At 36.5% G+C, this 5,851-nt stretch carries 8 protein-coding genes and 1 pseudogene; 1 reads left to right on the top strand and 8 read right to left on the bottom strand.

The annotated features are described in order from the left end of the window. Nucleotides 1-489: 489 nt before the first annotated feature. The 6 genes from ACFIL2_RS06340 to ACFIL2_RS06315 form a co-directional block, all read right to left on the bottom strand. Entirely contained in the window at nucleotides 490-942 is a 453-nt protein-coding gene (locus ACFIL2_RS06340) for a hypothetical protein (protein WP_375676742.1), read from the bottom strand. Further along, entirely contained in the window at nucleotides 929-1,258 is a 330-nt protein-coding gene (locus ACFIL2_RS06335) for a hypothetical protein (RefSeq protein WP_375648000.1), read from the bottom strand. The genes ACFIL2_RS06340 and ACFIL2_RS06335 overlap by 14 nt, the downstream gene beginning before the upstream one ends. Nucleotides 1,259-1,431: 173 nt before the next feature. Beyond that, a complete protein-coding gene (locus tag ACFIL2_RS06330) occupies nucleotides 1,432-1,950 on the bottom strand; it encodes a hypothetical protein (protein WP_375640120.1) in 519 nt (172 codons plus the stop codon). Continuing rightward, nucleotides 1,892-2,968: a hypothetical protein gene (locus tag ACFIL2_RS06325; RefSeq protein ID WP_375679114.1), complete on the bottom strand. Its 1,077-nt coding sequence runs from the start codon at nucleotides 2,966-2,968 to the stop codon at nucleotides 1,892-1,894. Before ACFIL2_RS06325 ends, ACFIL2_RS06330 begins: the two co-directional genes overlap by 59 nt. Further along, nucleotides 2,958-3,326 carry a hypothetical protein gene (locus tag ACFIL2_RS06320; RefSeq protein WP_375677203.1) on the bottom strand — a complete coding sequence of 123 codons (369 nt, stop codon included), beginning with the start codon at nucleotides 3,324-3,326 and terminating at the stop codon, nucleotides 2,958-2,960. The genes ACFIL2_RS06325 and ACFIL2_RS06320 overlap by 11 nt, the downstream gene beginning before the upstream one ends. Further along, on the bottom strand, nucleotides 3,326-3,793 hold the full coding sequence (locus ACFIL2_RS06315) for a crossover junction endodeoxyribonuclease RuvC (protein ID WP_375680228.1): 468 nt from the start codon (nucleotides 3,791-3,793) through the stop codon (nucleotides 3,326-3,328). The genes ACFIL2_RS06320 and ACFIL2_RS06315 overlap by 1 nt, the downstream gene beginning before the upstream one ends. 75 nt (nucleotides 3,794-3,868) lie before the next feature. On the opposite strand from ACFIL2_RS06315, the gene ACFIL2_RS06310 reads away from it, so the two are divergent. After that, nucleotides 3,869-4,882, top strand: coding sequence for a hypothetical protein (locus tag ACFIL2_RS06310; protein WP_375680227.1), 1,014 nt, complete (start codon nucleotides 3,869-3,871; stop codon nucleotides 4,880-4,882). On the opposite strand, the gene ACFIL2_RS06305 is transcribed toward ACFIL2_RS06310, so the two are convergent. Together ACFIL2_RS06305 and ACFIL2_RS06300 are read right to left on the bottom strand one after the other, a co-directional pair. Continuing rightward, nucleotides 4,872-5,603: a hypothetical protein gene (locus tag ACFIL2_RS06305; protein WP_375680226.1), complete on the bottom strand. Its 732-nt coding sequence runs from the start codon at nucleotides 5,601-5,603 to the stop codon at nucleotides 4,872-4,874. The two genes, ACFIL2_RS06310 and ACFIL2_RS06305, sit on opposite strands and share 11 nt — an antisense overlap. A 10-nt stretch (nucleotides 5,604-5,613) precedes the next feature. Beyond that, a pseudogene (locus ACFIL2_RS06300) lies at nucleotides 5,614-5,851 on the bottom strand (hypothetical protein); the annotation flags it as partial.

Here is a 5,851-nt window from a genome sequence, read left to right as displayed (position 1 = left end):
TTCTTCAGATTCAATATAGCCACCAAGTTGACCAGCTTTAACATCACCAAAATCTCTTAACGCCTTAATGCGATAAAGTTTTTTACCCTCACGAAGAATTGTTTGATTGGTGAGTTGATATTTTTTTACAGAATTCTGCATAATAATTACCTCGTATTTTAACATTTTGATTGACACCCTATAAGGGCGCCGGGCGCTCAAAACACGGATACGAGACCGTCGTTACACTTTCCCCTATGAAGGGTATTGTATAGTATAACCACACCCGGCAAAATCGTTATATGCCAATAAGAGCACAAAAGAAAGCCAGTATATTTTAGAAACATAGGAAGAGGTCGTTTCGTAACCTATCCGCTCGTATTACAGTGTTTTGAGCACTTGCCAACCTTAATAAACGACCTTTTCTTTAAAGTCAATACGTATTTTTTATTTTTTTCAATTTTTTTCATTTTGATACCTAGCTAATTGAATACCAAGTGATTTTAAATTTTACTTTTGGTTTTTAGTATAAAAATGTAGTGCGTAAATGGACATGTTTATTAAACTGCGTGTATGCAACATGAGAAAGAATGAATAAACTAAAAAAAAGTACCAAAAAACGATATCTAAATACCAAAATACAGTATAACTATTTGGAAAAATTAAAACGACAAGTGCTAAACTTATTAGCTTTAAAAGTCTGTGCATATAATGTTGTAAATCACGTGTTAATGTTTTCCAACCTGTTGTATCATCATCTTTATATTTTGGATTGTTCTGCAACTCAAAAGGAATATGAGAATTGCATAAAATTACAAAAATATTTGTTATTATTATCAAACCAAAAGATGCAAATATCAAAATACCTTGGATAAAATAGGGATTTTTTTTAATTCCTAAAAAGCATAAAAATATAAAAATTATAATACCAAACAAGGCTCTTAGCTGCTTATCTGTAAACATATTTATTTCCTGCGGTTTTTGATAATTTTTTGATCTCTTTATTGATCTCATCTATAAGAGGTTCGTAATTGAGAACGCTTTTCGGAATACCACCCCCATATATCCACGCTTTCACTTGCGCCTTGGTACTGTAATCAACTTTCTCAGGCATCTCATGATACTGACCACCGTCAAATTCTTCATATTCTCTTGTACCATCATCATATTCGTAAAGATTGTAAAAATACTCTGCTACCCCTAATCCCCATGGGGCATGCCCCACCGCCGTTGCAACGAACTTTTTTCCCCCCTTCTGTTTACGTTTTTTTAAAAACATCTGGTTTAATATCCCCTAATCTAAATCCATAACTTTACCAATGGGTTTATTTGCCTCAAAATGGACTGTACAGAAGCGTTTTTAATTTCAATGTGGTTTTTATCACAAAATCTTTAAATCGCTCTGTACGGTGCCTTTTTGTCGATTTAAACACATGCCTAATCGTAAAATGATCAGCACTTTTCACTAGTTTGCTGTGGACCAAAGCGTTTCATTATCCCACCAATGCCATTTAAAGTTTCTTCAAGCTCTTGCTTGTGAACAAGCGTTATAGGCATTGAATGCTCTTTCGCTGCTTGTTCTTTCAACTCCTTTTCACGGAATCTCAAAACAGCATTGCGTACAAAATTGGCTTTTCTCAAAAGATCGTTTTCCAAATCACGACACAACCTGACAAGTTCACGCGTGCTCGGAAAAAACGTATCGGATAAACAATTTATTTCATCACATAAAATCCGTTTGACCACTGTCATCAGTGACCATGCAGAGACATTTTCCAAAACCATTCCATAGGTCAACGCCATTCCCTCATGGTCTGATTGTTGTGCTATTTTCAAACCACACGACAGCATGCGAATAGCTTTTGCTATATCCTCTTTACTTGCTTTCACGGCGAAGAGCTCTTGCAATTGATCACCAGCCTCTAAAGCAATCGATACCTGCTGTTTCGTTAATTGGCTGCCTTCCTTCAAAATAAATGGACCTCTCGGGGGTATCATCGCATGAATGTGCTTCAAAGTACCCTCGATTTCCGATATCAAGGAGACTGTCTGCGATACGCTCCCCAATGCTTTTTTGCTTTTGAGTGTAATTTCCATTGTTTCCACCATTGTTGTTCGTGTTTTTTGTTTTTTCTAAAACCTCGATTGCCTTGCGTACCCAGTTGCGCCATGTTGCTTGCCAATCCGTTTTGGTTGCATTTGCTCCGGCTTTTGAACGCCAGTAATCTCGAAACTTTGCGATTTCGACTTTCACGCGCTCCGGAGGCAAGCCCTCTTCGATTGCAAAATCGTAATCGGGTTCAAAATCCGCAGGCAATCGACAACCGCGATTAGCTTGCACTCGTTTTGCTTTTTTGGGAACGTTTTCTTGCTCGTGAATGATTGGTTGGTTGGTTTCTAACGTTTCGATTTGTTCTGATTGGCTTTCAACATCACACTCGATTGGCTCGTCAACCAAATCGATTGTTTCTAAATCTTCAAATTCAGTTTCTTTTTTTAATAAAACGTTAGTTTTATTTTTTTTATATATGTTAATGTTATTGTTAATGGCATTGCGTTCGCATTGCGCAACACTATGCGCATCGTATGCGCTCTGCATGCAATCCGCATATGCGTTTTCTTTTATATGATTATTGTCATTTTTACCTTTTGTTTTATGCCATCTAGAATGAGCTGCTTTTGTTGCTGCTTCTGATTTCTCTTTGCTATCATTTAATTCTAATTCAACATCTGGGTTCCACAACCGACCATCTTCTAAACAAATGATATGTCCAGTTTCTAATAAAAGATCTAATGCCTTCTGAAATTTTTTTACTGAGCAGCCAGCCAATAAAGATAACACTTTAAAATTATTCGTAAGCGGCTCTCCTGTGCGAAGCATTTGAAAGCGCAACTTAACATATATGAAACCTTCAAAAGCTGGCAAATATGCAAGATCAAGTAGCCACTTGTCTGCAAAAAGCCTCGTCCATGGCAACTTAGTTGACATGTATTGCCTCCTCTCTTTTCTTACTCCACCTTGCTAAAGCGGCTTTTGAAGCTCTTTCTGAATATTTTCTTTGAACACTTTGATCAAAAGCTAATGACTTATGCCATAAGCGCCTATTCTCTAAACGCGTAATAAGACCCATCATTATTAAAGTTTCTAACGCCTTTTTAAACGTTTGCACTGAACACCCACACCAACCCGATAAACAAGACGCATAATTGATAAGAGGCGCTTTTCTATTATTCATTAGCAACACAAGTGTTGTATAAACAGCCTTCTCTGTCGCTTTTAAACTTGTAAGCTCTTTTAAAAACTGATCTGTACTAAAATTTGCACACGCTACTTTATGACTGGACATCACTCTAAGATCTCCTTCTCTTTAACCAAATATAAAATTGCTAAAGCATCTGCTTCATTATCATCACATGGCTTGTGTCCTTTAATACACATTGCCTCTATCATCTCTTCTTTCGACGCATTCCCCTTGCCTGTCGTCGCTTTCTTAATCGTACTTACCGGTATCCCCTCATACGGTATCTGATGATGTTCACACCACGCCGTTAACGTTGCTAACAAACCACCGTAAATATGCGCTGCATCTGTACCTTTATGACGCCTCACCTCTTCAAAATACACCACGTCAATTTGACCTGCTGTCTGCTTTATTTCTGATAGCCATTGTTTAAAACGCAAGTAACGCATTCCACCGCCTTCAAAACGGCGTGATTGAAAATTCACGGTACCACTGAACATGTCACCACTTGCACCACGTATCGCCCACCCCGTTTTGGTACCTAGATCAAAACAAAGAATCGTGTTAATCACCACGCCGCTCCATACAAAATGTGTTTTATAGGATTGTTTTTTTCTGAAAATGAAGGAAAGAAGGGTGTAAGAAGTATGCAAGCGATTTTAAATTGGATAGAACAGCATCCTGTATTATTTTCTGCGTTTTCTGTTTTATTTTCTGCACTTTCTTCGGTTGGTGCTTTATTATCCGCAATTTTTGCTTTTCTTTCTATTAAACAGACATTTAAATTAAGAGAAGAAGATCGAATAGAAGCTGCAAAATCAAGAGAAGAAGATCGAATAGAAGCTGCAAAATCAAGAGAAGAAGATCGCATAGAAGCTGCAAAATTGAGAAAGGAAGATCGAGAAAAAGATGAAAAATTGAGAAAGGAAGATCGAGAAAAAGATGAAAAATTAAGAGAAGAAGATCGCATAGAAGCTGCAAAATTGAGAAAGGAAGATCGAGAAAAAGATGAAAAATTAAGAGAAGAAGATCGAGAAAAATTTAAAACAGAATTAGCCAATGCCATGGACATAGCTAAATCAACTAGACAACAAGCGATATCAATGAAAAAGCTTGCCACAGTTCTGGAAAAACAATTAGAGATTTTAGAAGAAAAAAAGCTCCGTGTTACCACACACAGTTCATGGATAAGTGATAATCCTAATGATATCTTTCCAGTAATATATGTATCTTTAATCATTACAAATGCTACAAAACAAACAATTAAAATCAACTCTATCAGCATACAGGATAATAGCCTTTTTATCTTTATGTCCGCATGCTATCGTGAACTTTTGCCACAATCACTAGGAGCACTACATTACATCCATCCTCAACAGAAAAAACACTTATGCTTAAAGAAACCTCGAGTCGATCCACCCATACATAGCGATATTGATCCATTTAGCCTCAAACCTTCTGGTCTATTAGGACTAATTATTGGTGTTTTTCCTATAGACAGAAACTCAGAAATTCCTTTAATATTGACTATGGAGCACACTGCCGTAAATCCTTTAAATCCACCAGAAAAAGTGACTTTTTGCCCCGAATATTTTAATATTAAACCAAGTAATAAACTATCCGATCTGTTGTATTCCAAGCTGTTTCCATTCAATAAATAACCGTTTTCCAACATGATGAATAACGCTGTTGTTCCTCAGGGCTTTTTTCAGCCAACTCGGCCCATGTCATTGGCTTTGGTTTCATAAGAAGAAATGATAAATATTGTGCCCTATCCCATTTATTGGCTTCTGCAACTGTAACCGATTGTTTTGCCATAAACCATCTATTGAAATCTTCAATAATTTCAATTGCTTCATTCTTTTTCTGCTCATCCTTCATCAATTGTATTAGTATCTTTTGCGTTCTATCATCTTCTTCATTTACAATTGGGGCTTTTTCTACAAACTCTCTTACAAGCGCACGAACATCTTCAGACTCTTGAAGATTTTCATAAATATTTTCATATTCAGTCAAATATTCTTGCTCTTTAGATTTCTTCTGTTCAGATTCCAACAAACGTTCTTGCACTTCTTTTTGTAATTTTTGTAAATGTTGTATTTTCTCTTCATTTTCTGCTAGCTGTTCTTCCATCAATGCTTTTTGTGACGCTATTAACTCATTTTTTTCTGCTAGCTGTCCTTCCATCAACGCTTTTTGTGACGCTATTAACTCATTTTTTTCTGCTAGCTGTCCTTCCATCAACGCTTTTTGTGACGCTATTAACTCATCTCGTTCTTTTATCGCTTGTCTAAGCATTTTTATGTTTTTAAAATTGGTATAAACCGCATAACATGAACACAAATTAGCAATACAAGATATAATAAGTGCAATTAAGCCCATCCCTCTCTCCTCACTTACCCTTCTTCTTACTCTTCTTATTCTTATGAGGCGGCGCTTTTACTGCTTCATCACGCTGTTTAATCTCTTGCTTCAGTTCTTCAATTTCCTCGTCGTCATGTTCTTCTATCTTTTGTTTAAGTTCTTTAATTTCCGTATCACGTGATTGCACATCTGCTTCGAGTGTCATTACAACTTCACTTACATTTCTGAACGCCTTTTCATGCTCTTCAGTCTTTTGTTTCAGTTGT

It is taken from the genome of Bartonella sp. AP30XZML (assembly GCF_042195945.1).
Lineage (GTDB): Bacteria > Pseudomonadota > Alphaproteobacteria > Rhizobiales > Rhizobiaceae > Bartonella.
This window is presented reverse-complemented; position numbering and strand designations above follow the sequence as displayed.

Coding starts and splice junctions, on each gene's coding strand:
- ACFIL2_RS06335 (WP_375648000.1), bottom strand. CDS start 1,258: ATGTTTTTAAAAAAACGTAAACAGAAGGGGGGAAAAAAGTTCGTTGCA.
- ACFIL2_RS06305 (WP_375680226.1), bottom strand. CDS start 5,603: ATGGGCTTAATTGCACTTATTATATCTTGTATTGCTAATTTGTGTTCA.
- ACFIL2_RS06320 (WP_375677203.1), bottom strand. CDS start 3,326: ATGTCCAGTCATAAAGTAGCGTGTGCAAATTTTAGTACAGATCAGTTT.
- ACFIL2_RS06325 (WP_375679114.1), bottom strand. CDS start 2,968: ATGTCAACTAAGTTGCCATGGACGAGGCTTTTTGCAGACAAGTGGCTA.
- ACFIL2_RS06340 (WP_375676742.1), bottom strand. CDS start 942: ATGTTTACAGATAAGCAGCTAAGAGCCTTGTTTGGTATTATAATTTTT.
- ACFIL2_RS06310 (WP_375680227.1), top strand. CDS start 3,869: ATGCAAGCGATTTTAAATTGGATAGAACAGCATCCTGTATTATTTTCT.